We start from the raw sequence: 20,164 nt of genomic DNA on the forward strand, positions 1-20,164 counted from the left end.
GTTGAGGGCGATCACGGCGCGACGTTCGGCAGGACGCCGACGAGGGCGCAGTCGCGGTCCGGTCGGCACTGGACGGCGAGGGTCGTCGAGCGGGACTCGGCTCCGGCACCGGAGCCCTTCCAGGCGATGGACTGCTTGCCGGTGACCGTGACGGCGTAGACGTACGCCTCGGTGATCGCGCCGGGGTCCTGGGCCAGGGCGGTCTTGAATGCCTGCGGGAAGTGGCCCTCGCCGACCGTGGCACCGGCGTGTTGCCCGTTGTCGTGCATCCGCGACCACAACACCGGGCTGGGCACCTGGTCCGAGACCGACTTCCAGTCCGCGTACTTCTTCTCGCTGGTCATCCACTGCTTGAGACCGGCCAGGTGCTCGGTCTGCGAGAACGACCGGGTGTCGTACGTCCACAGGACCTTGGTGGCGGCCTTGGCGAACTCGATCGGATCCGTCGTCCTGGGCGGCGCGACCACCGCCACCCCGGCGTGCGTGGTGGCGGCCGGGGAGGGCGACGTCGAAAAGGGCGCCGGCGCGGGGGTGGCCTTCGGCGTGGCCGGGCTCTCTGCACGGGTGACGTACGCGACCAGACCGGCGACGGCCAGCAGGACAGCGAGGACGATGCCGCCGATCGAGGCGCGGCGCAGAACCGAGGACGGGGCTCCGTGCCTCCGCCCCCTGGCGGAAGGGAAACGATTCTTCGACATCAGTGACCCTGCGTCCCCATCGCCGAGAAGAACGCGACGACGCCGTTGGCCGCGCCGAGCAGGAGGGCGCAGCCAGCGGCGACGACCGTGCCCTTCTTGCCGTTGGCCTCGGCCTGGTGGCCTCCGCTGTGGTGGCCCCAGGCCCAGACGATGGCGGAGATGGCGACGGCGCCGACCGTGGCGATGATGCCGAAGAGGTTGATGCTGCCCATGACCTTCTTGAGGACGTCGAGGCCGGGCAGGCCGCCCTCGCTCGGTGTGACGCCAGGGTTGTACGCCGGCATCTGGGCGTGCTGAATGAGCTTCATTGGAACTCCATTACGAATATGGGCGCGCGAAGGCCCGGAAGGGGAGGAGTGAGAGGGGGAGAGGGGGACCGGTCAGACGATCCGGCGGGCGGCGAGCACGTCCGGCCGCCAGTCGGCGAGGGTCGAGATCTTGACCACGTCACCGGTACGCGGAGCATGCAGAATCAGGCCGTCGCCAATGAACATCCCTACCCGTTCCGGGACTTGGGCCGTGCCGCGAGTGAAGAGGAGATCGCCCGGCTTGAGGGCATCGACGCTGACCGCCTTGCCCTCCTTGACCTGCGTGTACGTGGTCCGGGAGATCGAGACGCCCCCGGCCTTGTACGACATCTGCATCAGGGACGAGCAGTCGCAGCGGTCCATCGGGTCCTGGCCGCGCGGATCGGTACACGTGCCACCCCACTGATACGGAGTGCCGAGCTGACCGAGACCCCAGCGGATGGCGGTGCGGACCGCCTTGGGCGCATCAGCCGGGATCTTGTAGTCCTTGGGGACGGAGCCTGCTGGGATCGGACCGAACTTGGCCCCGCCCTCACCGGTGCCGCACCCGCCGGGAGCCGCATCCGTCTGCTCGCCCTCGTCGCCTCCGTCGGAACTCGACTCCTCCGACAGCGACGTGGCGATGGCCTTCTGCAGAGCCGTGCCCAGCGGCTCCCACTTGGCGTAGGCGTCAGGAAAGCCGCTCTTCTGGACCGCCTGTGCCGCCTGCGTGACGGTCATGGACTGCCAGCCTGGGACCTTGAGTAGAGCCTCGTAGAACCTCGTCGAGGCGTGCACGGGATCGCGGACCTGCTGGGCCGTTCCCCAGCCCTGGCTTGGGCGCTGCTGGAACAGGCCGAGCGAATCCCGGTCGCCGTAGTCCAGATTCCGCAGCCCCGACTCCTGCAGGGCCGTGGCGAGGGCCACGACCTGTCCTCGCGCCGGCACCTTCATGGCGACGCCGGTGGCCTGGATCGTCTTGGCGTTCGGGATCTGCTCTGCGGGATCGTCCAGCCCCGGGACCGACACCGTGGCCTTGCCGCCGCCTTTGAGGATCGACTCCACCTGCTTGGCGACCGCCGCAGTATCCACAGCCTGTGCATCGCCGCTCGCACAGGCGGCCTAGGCGCTGCTCGCGCCAGCCAGAGCCATCGCGAGCGGGGCAATCAGCAGCAGTGGGCCCAGAGCCACGGACCCGACTATTGCCGCGCCCGCCTTCACGGCCGCGGGCCGTCCGCCGAGCGGAGGTCGCAGGAGTCGGACGTCGGGGAAGGGCGTGCCTGGGCATGCTGCATCAGCAGCTCCTTACTCGTAGGCAGCGCGGCACCAGCGTTCTCGTCGAAAAGGTCACCGGCACCGCACCGGTCGGGAATTTGCAACACCTGAGATCAGGGAATAGAGATTCCATGGGTCGGGAGCGGCTAACTCCCGACCCATGGGAAGACCGTTACTGGAGAGCGGCAGTCAGCCGCGCTCTTAATCTCACACGCCACACGGAGAATCCCTCGCCGAAATATCAGGTCGTTTCGTGAGTGCTGCCGTGCCGCCACCTGGACGAGGTGACACGCATCAGCACAGCTCAACAGGGCGGGAGCAGGGCCCCGTCCGTCGAACACGGCGAGACTGTAGAGACGAATTCCGGCCGCACCAAACGACGCCTCGTCTGGCAGTCGGGGCCCGTGATGTGGCGACAGAGCGTCATTAGGTGCGGCCGGGAATGGTGGTTACTCTCCAGCCCATCGCTCTCCTCAGGCGGCTGCTTCTGTGGCTTCCGGGAGCGAATCAAGCCGACGTGCGCGGTATTCCGGGAACGCGGAATCCCGCACGACCGTCCTCGCGGAAAGAGAGAACCGCACCATGCCGTACACCCTGCACCGAGGCGACGCGCTGACCGCGCTCGCCAGCATCCCCGACAACAGCGTCGATGCCGTGATCACGGACCCGCCCTACAACAGCGGTGGCCGAACCAGCGGCGAACGAACCGGCCGCAGTGCCCGCGCGAAGTACACCTCGGGCGACGCTGAGCACGACCTCGCCAACTTCCCCGGCGAGAACCGCGACCAGCGCTCGTACGACTTCTGGCTCACCCTCCTGCTCACCGAGTCCTACCGGGCCACCGCCGAGTCGGGCGCCGCGCTCGTCTTCACCGACTGGAGGCAACTGCCCACCACGACCGACGCGCTCCAGGCCGCCGGCTGGACCTGGCGCGGCATCGCCTCGTGGCACAAGCTGGTCTCCCGACCGCAGAAGGGCCGACTCAAGCAGTCCTGCGAATACATCGTCTGGGGAACCAAGGGCCCGGTCGACCCCGACCGGAACCCCGTGTACCTGCCCGGCCTCTACACCGCGAGCCAGCCCCGGAAGGAACGCGTGCACATCACGCAGAAGCCCGTGGAGGTGATGCAGGAGCTGGTGAGGATCTGCCCGCCGGGCGGAACGGTCCTCGACCCCTTCACCGGCTCCGGCACAACCGGCGTCGCCGCCCTGCGCGAGGGGCCGCAAGTTCGTCGGCGTCGAACTCTCGGAGCACTACGCCGACATCGCCGAGCGAAGGCTCCAGGTGGAGCTAACCCGGGACGATTTCGTCCTGGCCGGACCGGAGGCGTGACACCATGAGACCAACCAGACCGAGGCCGACGAACCGCAGACACAAGAGGGCGGCTGGTACATCGAGAATCCGATGTATCAGCCGCCCTTCCCGTTACGTCAGGCCGCCTCGAACGCCCGCCGGATCAGCGGGCCCGCCTTCTCCAGGTCGGCCGCCGACGCGATCCGCACCTCCAGGTCGCCCGTCCCGAGGTGGCCGATGTCCCGCATGTCGCGGGAGAAGCCCTCCTCCAGCTCGACCGTGTCCGGGTCGACCCTGAGGTAGACCAGGATCGCCTCGTGCTTCGGGCGGAAGATGACGGAGGCGACGTTCACCATCCGGCGGTAGGCGATGTAGTGCCGAAGCTGAGCCACCTCGACCTCGCCCCAGGCGGTGAGGGCCTCGTCCAGCTCGGCGTACAGGTCCTGCAAGCACGCCGGAGCCGCACCCGGGGTCGCCTGGATCGAACCGACGCCGGCACCGGCCGCGACCTCCCTCTGCCGGCTTTGCCGCCGAGCCGGAGCGGGGCTGGGCGACCCAGATGCGGCCTCGATCAGCAGCAGGCTCAGCAGCCCGCCGTCGAAGACGCGGTAGCGCACCAGGTCGACCCGCTCGTGTAGGCGCTTTACCGCGACCCGGTCGTGGTGCGAGAAGCTGGCCGCGATGCAGACCGTCCGCGGGTTCCGCCAGTCGATCGACTCGGCGGCCTCGGACCCCAGCTTCTCCTTGACCAGCGCCTCGAACTCGTGACGGGCGGAGTCCAACCACGACAGGTAGGACAGCCTGCGACAGGACACCGGTATCGGGGCCCTTCTTGTATTCGATCAGCGCAGGCGTGCCGTTCTCGTCCAGGCCGAGCGAGTCGATACGGCCACGGTGCCACGGCCCCGTCGGGTACTCGGACGCGAGGAAGCGGATGCCGAGCATGGCCTCCATGCCGGACTCGATCCGGCGCTGCAGCTCGACCTCCAGCGCCACCGTCGAACCGCGCAGCTCGACGTCCCGGCCGGCGGCGTCGAGCCGGAACAGCTTCAGTTCGCTCACCAGCGTCCCCCTCCGTGATCACTACAGGAGGAGCAATCGAAACCGACCTGCGGGTATTCCGGTGAGTAACTGGACGTGATGCGTTGTCGGGGGCTTCTCGTTGCTGTCGGTGGGTGGGGCCTCCTCGCAGGCAAGAGCGAACCTGGCGAACCGATCAGCGAAACCGCTGTGCGAGTTGCGAGAGGGCCGGCCTGACCGTGAAGGCGGAGCCTGAAGGCCGCCCACATCATCTACGCGCTTGGGAGTCGAAGCACCCAACGGCTTCCTCACCGTCGCCTCCCGTGAATAGACCGGCGAACCCGAAAACCACGAACCCCGCAAGCACGCTCGGGTCCGCTGGGCGAGGCAGATGCCATTCGCGAGGAGTTCGTGGACACCACGGCCAGGGCCTTTACGTGCGTGCCCTGCGAACGTGGGGGACAGCCCTCCACAGAGATCACCTACGCCAGACAAGCCCCTTTCGGTACCATGCTCCGAACGGGGGGATTTCGGCTGGCGTGGGACGAGTTGCAGCACACTCACCGCACGGGTCTCGAGAAGTCCTGCCACATGCCGCTCTGCGGAGCACACAGACGAACTGACCGCACAGGACTGACCGGGTACGGAGCGTGAAGATGGACTTCGACGTCGCCGCTCCCGACCCTGCTGGCATGGTGGCGTCGCTCAGTTCGCTCGGCTACTCGCTTCCCGCCGCAGTCGCAGACCTCGTGGACAACAGTGTCTCGGCAGAGGCCAAGAACATCGACGTCGACTTCACGTGGGACGGACACAGCTCCTGGATCGCCGTGACTGACGACGGCCGGGGGATGACGGAGCCCGACCTGGTGACCGCCATGACGGTGGCGGCCCGCGGTCCGTCCGCCGAGCGGAGTGCCACGGATCTCGGCCGTTTCGGTGTAGGGCTGAAGTCCGCCTCCTTCTCCCAGTGCCGCAAGCTCACCGTAGCCACGGCCAGGGACGGAATTTGGCACGTTCGGACATGGGACCTCGGCGTCGTGGAGCACTACAAGGAGTGGCGGCTCCTCCGTGACCCCGGCGACACGACCACCACCCTCCTGCGTCGAATCGCGGGAAGCATGCAGCATGGGACCGTCGTCCTGTGGGAGCAGCTCTCCGGCTACCACAACACCGCCGTGACCAGCGACGACGAAAAGACGCAGGCCCAGTTCTATGCGGAGGCGGAGCGCACCGAATCCCACCTCTCGATGGTCTTCGCCCGTTTCTTGCAGCGTCCTGCCCGGTGCCGGATCCGGGTGCGCGGCTCCGACCTCTCCCCGTGGGACCCGTTCCTGTCCACGCACCCGTCGGTACAGCGGATCCCCTGGGAGCCTCTGCCGCTGGGATCGGAGTCGGTGCGTGTGGAGCCCTTCGTCCTCCCGACAGCACAACGGCTCTCGGAGGCTGACTACGAGTCGGCTGCCGGGCAGAAGGGATGGCTGGGGCAGCAGGGGTTCTACGTCTACCGGCGTGACCGCTTGATCCTGGCCGGTGACTGGCTGGGGATCCGCGGCCTGCGGCGCGAGGAGAAGTACAACCTCGCGCGGATCGCCGTGGACATCCCTGCGGAAGCCGACGCCGACTGGGGCGTGGACGTGCGCAAGGCGAGCGTGGTTCCCCCCGTCTCCTTGCGTCGTCACCTGGAGAGGATCGCCAGGTACACCCGCGAAGCGGCTTCCCGTTCCGCACGACAGCGTGGTCAGGTGGTGTCGCGGGCGCACGGTGACCCCCTGAAGTTCGCCTGGAACGTGAAGCGTCACGACGGCCGGATTGTTCTGCGTATCAACAGAAAACACCCCTTGGTGAAGGCAGCGATGGACGGCCAGGGCGGCCACCCGGACATCGTCCACTCGTTGATCCGCCTCCTTGAGGAGACGGTCCCGGTCACGGCCCTCCGGATGCTCCACGAGACCGACACGGTCGACGACCCCGAACCCTTCGGCGGTCCAGGGCCGGCCGCTCCGGAGACCGTCGACATCGCCCGCCAATTGTACGAAGCGCTCTTGGGCCAGGGCCGCTCCCCTGAGGACGCCCGGGGAGTACTCAGCTCCATGTCTCCCTTCGACGAGCAACAAGGTTTCTGGAACTCCTGACCCACCTGATAGTCCCCCACCCCGAACTGACCCGGCCGCTGGAGGTCGCTGTGAGCACCGCCCCCGAAGACAGTCTCGAGAAGGCCGAGCAGACCGCGGTGCTGCTCCTGCCTGGCGACCGTCAGGCAACGCCGGCCGAAGTCGACTTCGCCGTGAACACCGCGGTCAGCATCCTCGCTGCTCAGGGCATCACCGTGGAGCGGGACCAGGTGCGGAAAGTGCTCGAGGCCCGGGCCTCCGTGTTCCAGGCTGATTCCTCCGCGATGAAGAACGACGAGGGCCACGTGCCCTGGCTCGCCGATGCGAAGGCCGACCGGAAGTGGGACTTCTGGGACCGCTACCGGCGCTACCTCCTGAGCGTCTCCAAGCTTCCGACGCAGGTCGTGCGCCGACTCGACCAGAGCACCGACGACGTTCTCGGTGAGCTGGAAGACCCTCAGCGGGAAGGCGCCTGGCGCCGGACCGGGCTCGTGATCGGACAGGTCCAGTCTGGCAAGACAGGGCAGTTCATCGGGCTCGCCGCGAAGGCAGCCGACGCGGGCTACCGGCTCATCGTGGTGTTCGCCGGGATCCACAACGACCTGCGCAGCCAGACCCAGCTCCGTATCGACGAGGGGCTCCTCGGGTTCGATACCCAGTATCAGTTCCGTTCGGACGATGACGCGCATCGTCATATCGGTGTCGGCGCGATGTCGCACGGCAAGCGTCTGAAGGCTGCGTCGCTCACCACCAGTCACGAAAAAGGGGACTTCGCCCGGAAGACGGCGGTCTCCGCGAACGTGCCGGTGGGCAGCGTCCCGGTGGTCCTCGTGGTCAAGAAGAACCGTCGGATCATCGACAACCTTCGGGACTGGGTGATCGACAACCACGGCGTAAAGGACCCGGAGACCAGCCGGATGGTCGTACCCGACCTCCCCTTGTTCGTAATCGACGACGAGGCCGACAACGCCGGGGTGAACACCTCCAAGGACCCCGACACCAACCCGTCGGCGATCAACAAGGCCATCAGGCGGTTGGTCAACAGCTTCACGAAGGCGTCCTACGTCGGCTACACCGCGACCCCCTTCGCGAACATCTACATCAATCCCGACACGGACCACGACGAGCTGGGCCCCGACCTCTTCCCGGAGAGCTTCATCCGCACCCTGCGGGCGCCGTCCAACTACCTCGGTCCCGAGCGGGTCTTCGGTCTGCAGACCGACGGCGACGAGGAGGACATCGAGCCACTGCCGCTCATAAGGCATATCAAGGACACAGACCTCTGGGTGCCGGACAAGCACAAGTCCTACCACCAGGTTCCCGACTTCCTGCCCGAATCTCTGCAGCGCGCCCTCCGGTCCTTCGTCCTGACCTGCGCAGCACGCCGAGCGCGCGGGCAGGTCGCCGTGCACAACTCCATGCTGGTGCACGTGACCCGCTTCACCGCCGTACAGCAGCAGGTCCGCGACCAGATCGACGCCCACGTGCGTCTACTCTTCGACGTTCTCAAGGACCGGTTCAGCAGTGCCCGCGAAGAACTCGAGGAAGAGCTGCGGCAGCTCTGGGAGGACGACTTCGTCCCCTGCACCGAGGACATGACCGGGGACAGGCTTGACTGGGAGGACGTGGAACCCCATCTCCACCCCGCCCTCGCGAAGATCACCGTCATGGCCGTCAACGGAGCGGCGAAGGACGCCCTCCAGTACTACGAGCGCCGGGAGACCGGCCTGTCGGTCATCGCCGTAGGCGGCGAGAAGCTCTCCCGCGGTCTGACCCTCGAAGGGCTGTCGGTCAGCTACTACCTGCGTGCCTCCAAGACCTACGACACCCTGCTACAGATGGGTCGCTGGTTCGGCTACCGTCCCCGCTACGAGGACCTGTGCCGGCTGTACACGACACGTACGCTGCAGCGCCAGTACGCGGAGATCACCGCGGCCACCGACGAACTCCGGCGCGACGTCGAGGAGATGGCTGCGGTGGGACTCACCCCCAGCGAGTACGGTCTCAAGGTCAGGACCTCGTCGCTCGGCCTCGGCATCACGGCCTCCAACAAGATGAGGCAGGGCACGCGCGTCCGCCTCAGCTACTCCGGTGAGCTTCCCGAGACGACCATCTTCGACCTCTCCGAGAAGGTGGTTCGCAACAACCACGAGCTCCTCGAGTCGTTCGTCGCGCGCCTCGATGCGCTCTCCGCCGGGAAGGTGGACGAGCGAAGCGGGAGCATCACCTGGAGTGGCGTCGCAGCCTCAGACGTCACCGAGGGTTTCCTCGACTCCTACCTCACCGACCGGCAGGCCCAGCGGGTGCGGCCGGCCTTCATCGCGGAGTACGTACGCCAGTGCGCCAAGCAGGGCGAGCTGGGCAACTGGTCGATCCGCCTCGCCAGCCGACTGCCCGAGGGAGCGGCGGCCGAGTTCGCAGGTCATTCCGTCGGCCTCATTACGCGCAGCCACTCCAAGTCCTCGGAGGTCGTCCCCGGCCGCTACACGATCAAGCGCGTGCTCAGCCCCGCCGACGAGCTCTGTGACCTGACCAAGGAACAGTACGACCGTGCGCTGAAGGACACGAAGAAGGCGGCGAAGGGGAAGCTCAACAGGAAGGGCGACCCGCTCGATCCGGACACCCCCCGCGGTCGGCCTCTGCGTCACCAACGCCGCCCTGACCAGCCGTTGCTTCTGCTGTATCCCCTCAGCCCTGCCGAGGTGGCCAAGTCGTCGGGGAACCCCGGGCCGGCCGCTCCGTTGGTCGGATTTGCCATCAGCTTCCCGTTCTCCCGCCACCAGTTGAAGACCGAGTACGTGGTGAACGACATCTGGTTCAAGCAGGACATGGAGTTCGACGACTTCGAGGACGAAGAGTGATCGACGAGAGTGTGTGGCAGGAGCTGGAGGCCCACCAGCAGACCCCGGGCAGGTCCACCCGGCGGCTCCACCCCGACTCCCCGCACGACATCCAGGTGTCGGTGACGCACCCCGCCCTTCGGCGGATGCTGCTGCTCGGCACGGACGCCAGGACCGCCGACACCGTACGTCAGGAGATCCACGAACTGCCGGCCACCCGTGGCCTGCAGCTGAATCTGTCGTCGGTGTCCGGCAACCACTACGAGCTCCAGGTCATGCTCACTGACGACGAACTCACGGAGGTGTTCACCCCGCTCGTCTCCGACATCGCAGAGGTGGTGCGGGACGCACCGACCACCGAGACGGCGGCGGAGGCCGTGGTTCGCCGCTACGTCCGGTGGCAGCAGCTGCTGCGCTCCGTGTCGCGCGAGGGCCTGTCCCGACAGGCCCGGTGCGGCCTCTTCGGCGAGCTCCACTTCCTCCTCGAGTACGTGCTGCCGGCTTTCGACCAGCACACCGCCGTCAGCTCTTGGACCGGACCGAGGCAGACGAACCAGGACTTCCAGCTGCCCGGTGCCGCGGTCGAGGTGAAGGCGACCACGGCCCGCTCCCCCCGGACGGTCCAGATCGCGAGCGAGCGGCAGCTGGACACGGCCGACTCGACGCCCCTCGCACTGGCCCACCTCGTCCTCGACGACCGGCAGCGGGGGCTCGGCAGGAGTCTGAACGCCTTGGTGGACGAGATACGGGCCCGTCTGACCTCACCGTCCGCCTCTCAGCGCTTCGAGAGCCTGCTGGTCCAGGCCGGCTACCTGCCGAACCAACGGGATCTCTACGACCACGATCGCTACACCCTGCGGCGCAGCGAGTTCTGGACGGTCGGGGAGGGTTTCCCCCGGATCGTCGAGGCCGAACTGCCGCCCGGGGTCGGCAACTGCACCTACACCATCGATGTGTCGGCCCTGGCCACCCACAGCGTGACCGCCGAAGCACTGGTCGACCTGATCCGAGGAACCCATGGCTGAGCACGACCTCCACGAGTACTCCCGCGCGCTGGTTACCGACATCCAGGCGCTGGCGGACGCCGAGGGCGGCTCGATCCCGAACACGTTCACCCAGCACGTACTCGAGATCCTCGAGGAAGCCGGTGTCGTCACCGACGCGGCACTCGCGTACCACTCCTCCCGGGGACTGGAGATCTACGGCTACGGCCTGCCCGAGGACGGGTCCAGCCTCGACCTCTACACCACGGACTTCAACCTGACCCCGTCGAGCAGCAAGCTGACCAAGGCCGAGTCCGACAGGCTCTTCCGCAGGCTGTTCGCGTTCCTGGGCAAGCACGGGGCCATCCGCCCCAACCAGGAGGACAACACCGACGTGCACGACATGTGCGTCGGTGTGGAGAAGGCGTTGTCGAACGTTCCGAAGATCCGCCTCTTCCTCCTCAGCAACCGGGTCAGCACGACGAGTGCCCCAGAGCCCACGGAGTTCGAGGGAATCCCCGTCACCTACGAGCTCTGGGACCTCGCGCGGCTCCACAGGCACGAGACCTCCGGGAGCATCGGCGAGCCCATCAAGGTCGTCTTCGAGCGCCCCCTTCCCTGCCTGGCGGCTCACAGTGACGAGCCGAACTACTCGGTCGTCCTGGCCGTGATTCCCGGTCGGCAGCTGGCTGACCTGTACAAGGAGCACCGGACCCGGCTGCTCGAACTCAACGTCCGGTCCTTCCTCCAGACCCGCGGTGCCGTGAACAAGGGCATCCGCGACACCCTGCTGAACGCCCCGGGCAAGTTCCTCGCCTACAACAACGGTGTGACCGCCACCGCCTCGGACGTGGACTTCGAGACTGACGAAGCCGGAAGCCCCGTCGCCATCAGGAGCATGACCGGCCTCCAGATCGTCAACGGCGGCCAGACCACCGCCTCGCTGCACCACGTCCTGACCCGTGACAAGCGGGACCTGGACGGGGTCCACGTGCAGATGAAGCTCACGATCGTCGATCCTGCGTACCTGTCCGAGATCGTTCCGAAGATCTCGCAGTACTCCAACACCCAGAACAAGGTGACACTGGTCGACTTCAGTTCGAACCACGAGTTCCACGTCGCCTTCGAGCGTGTCTCCCGCAGCCTGTGGGCTCCTGCTGCCGACGGCAGCGGCCAGGAGACGCGATGGTTCTACGAGCGGGCACGGGGCCAGTACACCGACAAGTCCGCCGAGTACGAGACTCGCGCGGCCCAGCGCAAGTTCAAGCTGATCACGCCGACGCGGCAGAGATTCAGCAAGTCCGACCTGGCCACCTTCGTGCACTCCTGGGAGCAGCTCCCGTACTGGGTGAGCCGCGGCGCCCAGAAGAACTTCGCCCACTTCATGGAGCGGATCGAGGAGTCCGATCCCGTCGTGGACGTGCAGTACTGCAAGCGCGCCATAGCCACCGCCCTCCTCTTCCAGGCTGCCGACCGGATCGCCCGGACACACTCGGCCGGCAGCCACAAACGGCTGATCACGACCTACACGGTCGCCCGGCTCTCGCTGGCAGCCAAGAAGCGGATCGACCTCGACAGGATCTGGAGCGAGCAGGGCACCACGGACGCCCTGAGGGACGCCCTCGACGAACTCTGCCCCTTGATCATGGAGACGGTGATCTCCAGCGACCGGCACGTGTCGGAGTGGGCGAAGAAGCCCGACTGCTGGGACGAGGTGTCCCGCATCCCGTGGACGCTCCCCGACGCGCTGGCCGCCGAGCTCACGGCCGAGCCCTTCGAGATCGCCTCCCCCGAGAGCACCGAGTCCGACGAGGCCGAAGCCGCCGTCGAGGACATCCCCAGCGAGGAGTGGCAGGCTCTCGCGGACTGGGCCCGCGAAGGCCGGGTCCTGCGCGCCGTGGACAGGCAGCTCGCCGACCGTGTCGCGCAGCGTCTGTCCCAGGGGCGACGGGTCACCGGGGCCCAGGCCAGGCAGGTGATGGAGGTCTACGAAGAGGCCCTGCGGCATGGATTCCACCCCGTGCCCGTCGGCCTCGACCACGGGACTGCGTGATAGCGGCAGTCCCGGACAGCCGGGGCTGCCGCTACAGGGTTCCCTCGCCCAACAGGTCGTTGATCGCGTCTTCTGCACGCCTCAGCACGATGCGCCCGTCCCCGTCACTGAACACGAGCAGCTTGGTACCCGGGCTGATGCCTGCTTCGGCGAGGATCCCGAGGGGGAGCTCCACACGGCCTGCCTCGTCGACGTCGAGTTCTGCGGGTTCTCGGATCATCTAGGCAGTCTGCCATCCGGAGCACCCCCACGGCGCGGCCGCCCAAGGTGAAAGCATGGCTTTGTGAGCACACACGAAGGATGGGTGAGCACGCCCTGGAGTGCACAGCTCCGAGGCCGCCGCATACGGGACACCGAACCGGAAAAGACTCTCAGGAGCGCAGTCCACGCCCTCGGGCTCCGCTTTCGACTGCACCGTAAGGTCGCTCCTCGCTGCACGGCCGACTTCGTACTGCCCCGGCACTCCGTCGCGGTCTTCGTCGACGGCTGCTTCTGGCACGGCTGCCCCTCCCACGGCACACGGCACTTCCGCGGGCCGAACGCCTCGCGCTGGGAGGCCAAGATCACGGCCAATATGGAGAGGGACGCTAGGAACACCCAAGCGGCGACAGACGCCGGATGGACCGTGGTGCGCATCTGGGAGTGTGAGGTCAGGGCTGACGCCGGGCGGGCCGCCCAGCGCGTCGCCGATGCCGCCCACCCCAGCGTCCCTGTTCTCCCGGGAGGGCCCTGTCAGCCTGTGGTTACCGCAACATCCAAGGTGGCTTCGGCTCCCTCGTCCTCCAGCGGACGGGTCGGGCAGTAGTCGCTCAGCGGGCAGCTTCCACAGACGGGCTGCTTGTCACGACACAGGTTCTCGCCGATAAACCTGATGGCGGCCATACGCACCGGTGCGTCACGGCCAGCGCCGAGAAGCTTGATGAGGTTGAGCCGGCCCTCGGTCAGTCGGTTGGTCAGGTGCGATTCGTTCTGCTGAACCCTCGCAGCCACCCGCAACGCACTCTGGCCGACCAGCATTATGTCGCCGCCGGCCAGCAGCCTGAACAACGCGAGCTCAGCCGGCTTGAGCCCCATCACCTTGCTGTGATCAAGAATCGAATCCGCGTTCACCCAGACCTCGGGCTTGTCGACGACCGGACTGAGCCTGTCCTCCAGACGCTTGCGGAGTGCTGTTGTCGGCGCCGCGTTCACGAGGGCGAGATAGACGTCCTGCGTCAGTTCCCTGTGCCCAGCGACCTCGTCCATCACGTCGGAGAGCTGCTTCGGGTGCAGCTTGCTTCCTGAGAGCACCGCCATGACGAGAGCCCCGAGCGGCTTCATCTTCCGGCCACCGGGGAACTGGTACCACTGCTTGCCCGCACGCTGCTCCTTGGCCCAGTGGGTCAGTTCCTCACGTACCTTCGGCCACTTGTCCGCGGCCTCGTCCCCGGCGGGAACATCTTGCGGCAGGAGAACCCTGGCCGCGGCTTCGCCCAACAGCGGGGGAACCGCGTTGCCAATCTGGCGGAAGGCGTCGCTCCGCGTACCCGCGAACCGAAAGCGGTCCGGGAAGGTCTGGATCCTCGCGGCTTCACGCACGGTCAGCGTCCGCGCCTCTTCAGGATGGATGTACCAGTAACCGTCCTTGGCGATGTGCGCGGTGATGGTGCGGCTCAATTCCTTCCAGTCCAGCTTCTTGTACTTGTCGGTGAATTGCTCCGCGTCGTACCTCTGGAAGTCCTTCTCGTCCTCTTCCAGTTTCTCTTCAAGCTCGGAGTAGAGGGTTTTGGAATCCATGACCGTGAAGATCCTGAAGTCGTCGTTACGAACCCGCCGCGTCATGTGGTCGTGAATTACACCCTTGTCCGCCCTTCTGCGCATCTCCTTGGCGAAGGAAGAGGGCTTCGGCTCCTGCTGCTCGTCGTAGTCGCCGACTCGGGCACCTACCGCTTTCAAAGGCTCCGGATTGAGTGCAGGAAGGTCGCCGATGGCATCCCGAAGGGTGGTCTGTTTCTTCGGCTTGCCCCACGCGAAGCCGCCACCGTCTCTCCGTGCGAGGAGGATCAGACGCTTCCTGTGCTGCGGCACGCGATAGTTCCACGCATCGACGAGACGGACCTGGGTCACGTACCCAAGACTCTCCAGCTTTGCCTCGATGATGCGGATCACGCTGAAGTCATCGCCGAGCCCCATGTCGGGGACGTTCTCCATGAGGACGGCGCGTGGAAGGAGCCGCTCCACCACATCGACGTAGGCGCGCCAGAGTTCCTTACGGAGATCGTGCGGGTCACGGTTGTGGTACTCGACCAAGTGCCGGATCTTGCTGCGTCCGGCACGACTGAACGGCTGGCAGGGAGGACCTCCCGCGACGATGTCGATCTCGGCGCCAGAGTCGAGGATCCGCTGAACGAATTCGCCTCGCTGACTGTCATCCCCGAGGTCGACGCAGAGACTCATTCCCGGAAAGTTCGCTGCATGCGTCTCGCGAGCCCGCTCGTCGAAGTCCACGGCCGCAGCGGTGGTCCATCCGGCCCGTTCAAGGCCCAGGCTCAGCCCGCCGGCGCCCGAGAAGAGGTCGACAGCCAGGCGCTTATCTTTTCCGAAACCGGACAGGACCCATTTCCTGAAATCGTCCGGCTCACAGTGGTGCCTGTGCTTGTCCAGTTTGAGGTAGTCGCTCCGCTCCAGGGGCACGCCATACGTGCTTTTTGCCCCCTTCTCCTTCGCCACGACCAACTCCTCCGTACCTGACGACCTGAATGACCTCCAGGAGATCACGCACGACGCTGCGGAGGCAAGGCTTCCGGCCGGTCCACGCCGCCGCAAAGCCTCGTCTGTCACGCGGGTGACCTGCCTGGTGAACACTGCTGTTCACTCACCGTGTCCCATTGGTGGCTTGAAGCAGTGTTCTACTCTTGAGCCACCCCATGTTAGAGGACACCTCCTGGGCTACTCCTCGGGACTCCCCCGTTCCGGTTGCGATACGTCCACGAACGTCACCTGTCTCAACGAACCCCTGAACCAGAAGACACGTTCGATCACAGGGCTGTGCGCCCTTCGTCGGGTGTCGTAACCACCGTGAACCCCCGTCCCGGCACACGTGCTGCCCAAATCTCCTGAGCAGCGTTTCCAGAGCCCTCCCCGCCGTTAAGATCACAGCTGGTACTCCTCGGGCGGGGGTGCGGGTGCGAAGCAGTCAGAGGGGCGAGCGTGGACTCCGAGAACACACAGACGTTCCTACGTCCCCGTGCGCGCCTGATGAGCACACTCGGTGAGGAGCTGATCAGCAACGAGCGGGTGGCGCTCACCGAGCTGGTCAAGAACGCCTACGACGCCGATGCGAGCCTGGTTGTGATCAGGTTCAACGGGCCGTTGGAGGAGGGCTACGGTTCCATCGAGGTGTGGGACGACGGGCACGGTATGTCCCCCGAGACCGTCCGGGACACCTGGATGGAGATTGCCACGCCGTTCCGGCACCGTGCCCCGCGCAGTGAGCAGTTCGGGCGACGGGTTCTTGGCGCAAAGGGAATCGGGCGCTTCTCCGCAGCCCGCCTCGGCGCCGTGACCGCGATCAAGAGCCGCAAGGCTGGCGGCTCCGAGGTGAACATCCGGCTCGACTGGAGCGACTTCGCCGCCGAGAACGCCTACCTCGACCAGGTACCGGTCCAGTGGAACGTTGGCGCTCCCGAGGTGTTCGCAGACAACGGCCAAGCGCGACGCCTCTTCGACGAGGTGACAAGTGCTTTCCGTGCAAGCGAGAAACAGTCCGCATGGACGGGCTCTCATGGCACCCTCGTCCGGCTCGAAGGGCTTCGGCAGGACTGGGGGGCCGAGTCGGTGGAGAGCCTGAAGCGGTCCCTGTCCCGACTCCTTCCCCCTCCTCCTCCTGCGGAGCTGGACGTACCTGACCAGCCGGAGTTCGCGATCTACCTCTCGCTTCCGGCTGGGCCGTTGGACCACCACACCGGTTTCGTCGGGGCCAGCGAAGCTCTGGCGCATCCGCACTACCGCCTCATAGGGACCATCGACGAAAACGGTCTCGCCGACCTGACCATGACCAACCTCACGTCCGGGCAGTCGGAGACCCTGAACCAGTACCTCTTCCCGTCGCACGGGAAGGCACCCAAGTGCGGTCCCCTGAAGCTCGACCTCCGTACCTGGGACCTCGACTCGGCCTCCCTCAAGGAGATGCTCAACATCGACCTCGGGGCCCGCAACATCACCGAGGTCCGTAAGTTGATCAAAGACAACAGCGGTGTCGCCCTCTACCGGGACGGCTTCCGGGTGCAGCCCTTCGGAGAGGTCGACTTCGACTGGCTGGGCTTCGACCTCCGCCGCGTGAACAACCCCACCATGCGGTTCTCCAACAACCAGGTCGCGGGCTTCGTGTACATATCGGCGGACGGTAACCCCGGGCTTCGGGACCGGTCGCACCGGGAAGGGCTCATCGACTCGCCCGAGTACGAGGACCTGAAGGGCGTCCTGACCCAGGCCGTGAGTCGCCTCGAGACCTGGCGCTACGGGCTGCGCCGCCCGAGGAGAGAGGGCCGCGAGTCGGGTCCGATCACGGTGGATGCCCCCTCCGGTGCTGGAAGCGACCGCCACGGCCTGTTCCAGAACTTCACCCTCTCGCCCGTCCGGGACGTCGTCAACGCGAAGTACCCGGACGACACCGAGTTGAGCCGCGCACTGGAGGAGGCTCAGGAAACGATTGACGAGAGCGTCGAGAAGGTCCAAGAGGTCCTCTCGCAGTTCTCCCGCCTCGCGACTCTCGGAGCGCTGGTCGACGTCGTACTGCACGACGGTCGAACGGCGCTGACCCGGATCGCCTACGTCCTCCGCCGGCTGAACAAGCTGGCAGGCCGCAAGCGCGACGAGGACGAACAGCTCGCCTCCGCTCTCACGAAGATGCACGTCGACCTCACCGTGCAGGAACAGGCTCTGGACCGGCTCTTCACCCGCGTCGAGCCGCTGAGCGGCCGGCGGCGAGGCCGCCCCCGCGCCCTGTCCCTCCAAGCGGTGATCGACGAGGCCGTCGCGGTCCACGAGGGCACGCTGGAGAAGAACGGCATCAGCGTCACCGTCAGCGGCGAGGACGTGACAGTGACGGCTGACCCCGGTGACATCTCGCAGGTGGTCCACAACCTCGTAGGGAACTCGATCTACTGGCTCTCCACCCTGCCCGAGGGGAAGGAGCGCACCATCCTCATCGAGACGAGGCGGACGCCCGAGGACGAGGTCGACATCGACGTGAGCGACAGCGGCCCCGGAGTACGTGAGGAGATCCAAGAGATGATCTTCGACACGTACTTCAGCGACAAGGAGGACGGCATCGGGCTGGGCCTCAGCATCGCCGGCAGCGTCGTGAAGGACTTCTACGACGGCGACCTGTCCCTGGTGACGCCAGGGCCCCTCGCCGGAGCCACGTTCAGGGCAAGACTGAGAAGGAGAGTTGGGTGACGGACGGGGGCGCGGTGTACCGGGTCTTGATCGTCGAGGACGAGGTGGACATCGCGGAGGAACTGTCCGAGATGCTTGTCGAGGAGCTCTCGGATCTCGGAAGGCTCGACATCCACGTCGAGAACGATTTCGACAAAGCCGAACGCCTTTTGGAATCCCAGGCGTTCGATCTGGTCGTGCTGGACGTCAGGGACGCGACACGTGGTGGCTCCCCCGCGCACCCGAACCTGCAGGGCCGTGAACTGTACGACCGGATCGCCAAGACCCGTTGGGTGCCGGTCGTCTTCTGCACCGGCCTGGCGGAGCAGGTGAGCGACTTGGCGCAGCCACCGCTCATCCAGGTGGTTCCGAAGAACCGGCTGGACGACGCCGTCACCGCAATACGGGACGGCCTTGAGTCCGGTGTCCCGGCCCTCACCCGGCACATCACCGCCCTCGTAGACGAGCACGTGCGCGGATTCCTGCGGGACGAGATCGCCACGAACTGGAACCGGCTCGAGGCTGTCGACCGCAGCCAGATCGCCCCCGCCCTCGTGCACCGCCTGGCAGCCTGGCTGAAGGAGAACGCGGTCGAGGCCCTCGGAGCAGCACTCGGTTCCTCCCAGGACCGTGTGATGGGACACGCGTCGACCGCCCGGATGTACTTGATGCCGCCGGTCACGAAGCACGTGACCGCCGCAGACGTTCTGCGGGACTCCCAGGACGGCTGGTGGGTCGTCCTCACGCCTGCGTGCGACCTCTACGAGGACTTGCCCTCCGGTGGCAATCGTGCGGCCAAGGCCGAGTACGTGCGTCTCGCCAAGGCGGTTCCGTTGAGCGAAGCACCCTTGATGGCTCGTTGGGTCAAAGCCGGATCCCCCGGCAAGGGGAAGGAGCGGAACGCGGCTCTGGAGATGTTCCGCGGCAACAGCGCCCGTTACCGGATTTTGCCCAAGTACCTCGATATCCCGGACCTTCTGGTCGACTTCGAGATCGTTCAGTCTGTTCCGTTGGCAGAGGTCCGCTCGTGGACCCGCGTCGCCACGCTGGACAGCCCGTTCGCCGAGGCCATGCTGACCTCGCACGGGCACACGGTGGCCAGGATCGGCACCCCGGACGTCGACTTCGAGAACATCAAGCAGTCCCTTGGACTGGACGGAAAGGAGAAGGCTGCGGACCAGAACTCGGTACCGAACCCTCGTACCACGACGAAGGACGCCAAGAAGCCCTGATTCCCGGGCTGGTTGATCAGCACGTCAGCCGTCCTCTCCGAACGTGCGTGCTCGGGTTGCGCAGCGCGCTCACGAGGCGGACAACGTCACGAGCGAATGAAGCGATGGCGCCGAGCCCCTGCTCGCATTGTCCGATGGTGACAACCCGGCTGCAGGTTGGGAGTTGGGGTCGCTGTCCGGGACTGGAGCGTCACCGGTGGCGACGAGGGGAGCGCAAGGGGAGCGCGGATGCCTTTGGACGGTGCAGCATGGGATGCGAGCAGCGGGACCGTGACATGTGCTCTGATCTGGGAAAACGGGATCTGACACGATCACGCGGTACAGCCCGGCATGATCACTAGCGGGCTCGTAATGCGTAGGTCTGAACTGACCGATGGTGGCCGTTGCGACCCTTCATGGCTTTGACCTGTCCTTTTGCCACATCCTGGCGGCTTGCTTTGGCCCGATGCGTTCGACGTGGTGGCCGGGTGGTGGCCAGGCGTGCAGCGGCCGTGCGGATGGCACCCTGGTCAGCCCTACAGCCGCAGTCGTGCTGGGTCACGAGAGTTGTGCGATCCGGGCAATCGCGCGATCAACGCTTTCTCGAAACTGGGGTCGACACTTCAGGCTTCGGGAAGTCACATTCGGGTGGACAGGTAGGGCAGCGAGGAACGAGCACAATCAGATAGCTCCCACGTGGGGTGTTGGCAAGAAGTGTCGTCGTGGGGAAGCTTCATTGGATCGATGGCATTTCAGGGTGTGGCTTGGATGCGGGCGACCATTTCCCGCACGGTGGTGAGCGTTTCGGCGGGGTGGTCGAGGTGCACGTGGTGTGTCGTTCCGCACCAGCACACAAGGGGCGCGCCGAACGCGGCGGCAAGCCGAGCGTGGGCGCGCCTGCGGGCGTTGCGCGGCTTGCGCCGAGCAGCCGAACGGTTCCTGAGGTTGTGCGGTCGGCTCGGGGCGCGGTGACG

At 66.4% G+C, this 20,164-nt stretch carries 11 protein-coding genes and 4 pseudogenes; 9 read left to right on the top strand and 6 right to left on the bottom strand.

What is annotated here, in order from left to right:
- Positions 1-11: 11 nt before the first annotated feature.
- The 3 genes and pseudogenes from ACZ45Z_RS13405 to ACZ45Z_RS13415 all read right to left on the bottom strand — a co-directional run bounded on the left by ACZ45Z_RS13405 (position 12) and on the right by ACZ45Z_RS13415 (position 2,206).
- On the bottom strand, positions 12-698 hold the full coding sequence (locus tag ACZ45Z_RS13405; RefSeq protein ID WP_468360981.1) for a hypothetical protein: 687 nt from the start codon (positions 696-698) through the stop codon (positions 12-14).
- Complete coding sequence (locus tag ACZ45Z_RS13410) at positions 698-1,006, bottom strand: DUF6112 family protein (RefSeq protein WP_468360984.1); 309 nt, start codon at positions 1,004-1,006, stop codon at positions 698-700. Before ACZ45Z_RS13410 ends, ACZ45Z_RS13405 begins: the two co-directional genes overlap by 1 nt.
- A gap of 72 nt (positions 1,007-1,078) precedes the next feature.
- A pseudogene (locus tag ACZ45Z_RS13415) lies at positions 1,079-2,206 on the bottom strand (C40 family peptidase).
- A gap of 636 nt (positions 2,207-2,842) precedes the next feature.
- On the opposite strand from ACZ45Z_RS13415, the pseudogene ACZ45Z_RS13420 reads away from it, so the two are divergent.
- Positions 2,843-3,593: pseudogene (locus tag ACZ45Z_RS13420) on the top strand (DNA-methyltransferase).
- A gap of 98 nt (positions 3,594-3,691) precedes the next feature.
- On the opposite strand, the pseudogene ACZ45Z_RS13425 reads toward ACZ45Z_RS13420, so the two are convergent.
- Positions 3,692-4,616, bottom strand: a pseudogene (locus tag ACZ45Z_RS13425) (DUF5655 domain-containing protein).
- Positions 4,617-4,685: 69 nt separating this feature from the next.
- On the opposite strand from ACZ45Z_RS13425, the pseudogene ACZ45Z_RS13430 reads away from it, so the two are divergent.
- The 5 genes and pseudogenes from ACZ45Z_RS13430 to ACZ45Z_RS13450 form a co-directional block, all read left to right on the top strand.
- Positions 4,686-5,006 (top strand): annotated as a pseudogene (locus ACZ45Z_RS13430) (NUDIX hydrolase); the annotation flags it as partial.
- Between the two features lie 224 nt (positions 5,007-5,230).
- Positions 5,231-6,706 (top strand): ATP-binding protein, encoded by a 1,476-nt coding sequence (locus ACZ45Z_RS13435; protein WP_468360987.1) that lies wholly within the window; start codon positions 5,231-5,233, stop codon positions 6,704-6,706.
- Positions 6,707-6,756: 50 nt separating this feature from the next.
- Positions 6,757-9,546 carry a Z1 domain-containing protein gene (locus ACZ45Z_RS13440; protein ID WP_468360990.1) on the top strand — a complete coding sequence of 930 codons (2,790 nt, stop codon included), beginning with the start codon at positions 6,757-6,759 and terminating at the stop codon, positions 9,544-9,546.
- Complete coding sequence (locus tag ACZ45Z_RS13445) at positions 9,543-10,550, top strand: PD-(D/E)XK motif protein (RefSeq protein WP_468360993.1); 1,008 nt, start codon at positions 9,543-9,545, stop codon at positions 10,548-10,550. Before ACZ45Z_RS13440 ends, ACZ45Z_RS13445 begins: the two co-directional genes overlap by 4 nt.
- The gene (locus ACZ45Z_RS13450; protein WP_468360996.1) at positions 10,543-12,561 is read left to right on the top strand and encodes an AIPR family protein; all 2,019 of its coding nucleotides are present in this window, start codon (positions 10,543-10,545) and stop codon (positions 12,559-12,561) included. Before ACZ45Z_RS13445 ends, ACZ45Z_RS13450 begins: the two co-directional genes overlap by 8 nt.
- A gap of 31 nt (positions 12,562-12,592) precedes the next feature.
- Here the strand turns inward: ACZ45Z_RS13450 and ACZ45Z_RS13455 are convergent, their stop codons facing one another.
- Positions 12,593-12,781 carry an AbrB/MazE/SpoVT family DNA-binding domain-containing protein gene (locus ACZ45Z_RS13455; protein ID WP_030025835.1) on the bottom strand — a complete coding sequence of 63 codons (189 nt, stop codon included), beginning with the start codon at positions 12,779-12,781 and terminating at the stop codon, positions 12,593-12,595.
- 84 nt (positions 12,782-12,865) lie between these two features.
- Between ACZ45Z_RS13455 and ACZ45Z_RS13460 the strand changes: the two genes are divergently transcribed.
- Positions 12,866-13,366, top strand: coding sequence for a very short patch repair endonuclease (locus ACZ45Z_RS13460; protein ID WP_468361623.1), 501 nt, complete (start codon positions 12,866-12,868; stop codon positions 13,364-13,366).
- On the opposite strand, the gene ACZ45Z_RS13465 is transcribed toward ACZ45Z_RS13460, so the two are convergent.
- A complete protein-coding gene (locus ACZ45Z_RS13465) occupies positions 13,294-15,270 on the bottom strand; it encodes a DNA cytosine methyltransferase (protein WP_468361000.1) in 1,977 nt (658 codons plus the stop codon). The genes ACZ45Z_RS13460 and ACZ45Z_RS13465 overlap by 73 nt on opposite strands.
- Before the next feature lie 528 nt (positions 15,271-15,798).
- Between ACZ45Z_RS13465 and ACZ45Z_RS13470 the strand changes: the two genes are divergently transcribed.
- Positions 15,799-18,000, top strand: coding sequence for a sensor histidine kinase (locus tag ACZ45Z_RS13470; RefSeq protein WP_468361003.1), 2,202 nt, complete (start codon positions 15,799-15,801; stop codon positions 17,998-18,000).
- Positions 17,997-19,211 carry a hypothetical protein gene (locus ACZ45Z_RS13475; protein ID WP_468361006.1) on the top strand — a complete coding sequence of 405 codons (1,215 nt, stop codon included), beginning with the start codon at positions 17,997-17,999 and terminating at the stop codon, positions 19,209-19,211. The genes ACZ45Z_RS13470 and ACZ45Z_RS13475 overlap by 4 nt, the downstream gene beginning before the upstream one ends.
- Positions 19,212-20,164 lie beyond the last annotated feature (953 nt).

The sequence above is a fragment of the Streptomyces sp. NPDC031210 genome, assembly GCF_055570395.1.

Bases quoted from the DNA above. Each gene is read 5' to 3' on its own strand.
- ACZ45Z_RS13405 (WP_468360981.1), bottom strand. From the start codon at position 698: ATGTCGAAGAATCGTTTCCCTTCCGCCAGGGGGCGGAGGCACGGAGCC.
- ACZ45Z_RS13410 (WP_468360984.1), bottom strand. From the start codon at position 1,006: ATGAAGCTCATTCAGCACGCCCAGATGCCGGCGTACAACCCTGGCGTC.
- ACZ45Z_RS13435 (WP_468360987.1), top strand. From the start codon at position 5,231: ATGGACTTCGACGTCGCCGCTCCCGACCCTGCTGGCATGGTGGCGTCG.
- ACZ45Z_RS13450 (WP_468360996.1), top strand. From the start codon at position 10,543: ATGGCTGAGCACGACCTCCACGAGTACTCCCGCGCGCTGGTTACCGAC.
- ACZ45Z_RS13455 (WP_030025835.1), bottom strand. From the start codon at position 12,781: ATGATCCGAGAACCCGCAGAACTCGACGTCGACGAGGCAGGCCGTGTG.
- ACZ45Z_RS13470 (WP_468361003.1), top strand. From the start codon at position 15,799: ATGAGCACACTCGGTGAGGAGCTGATCAGCAACGAGCGGGTGGCGCTC.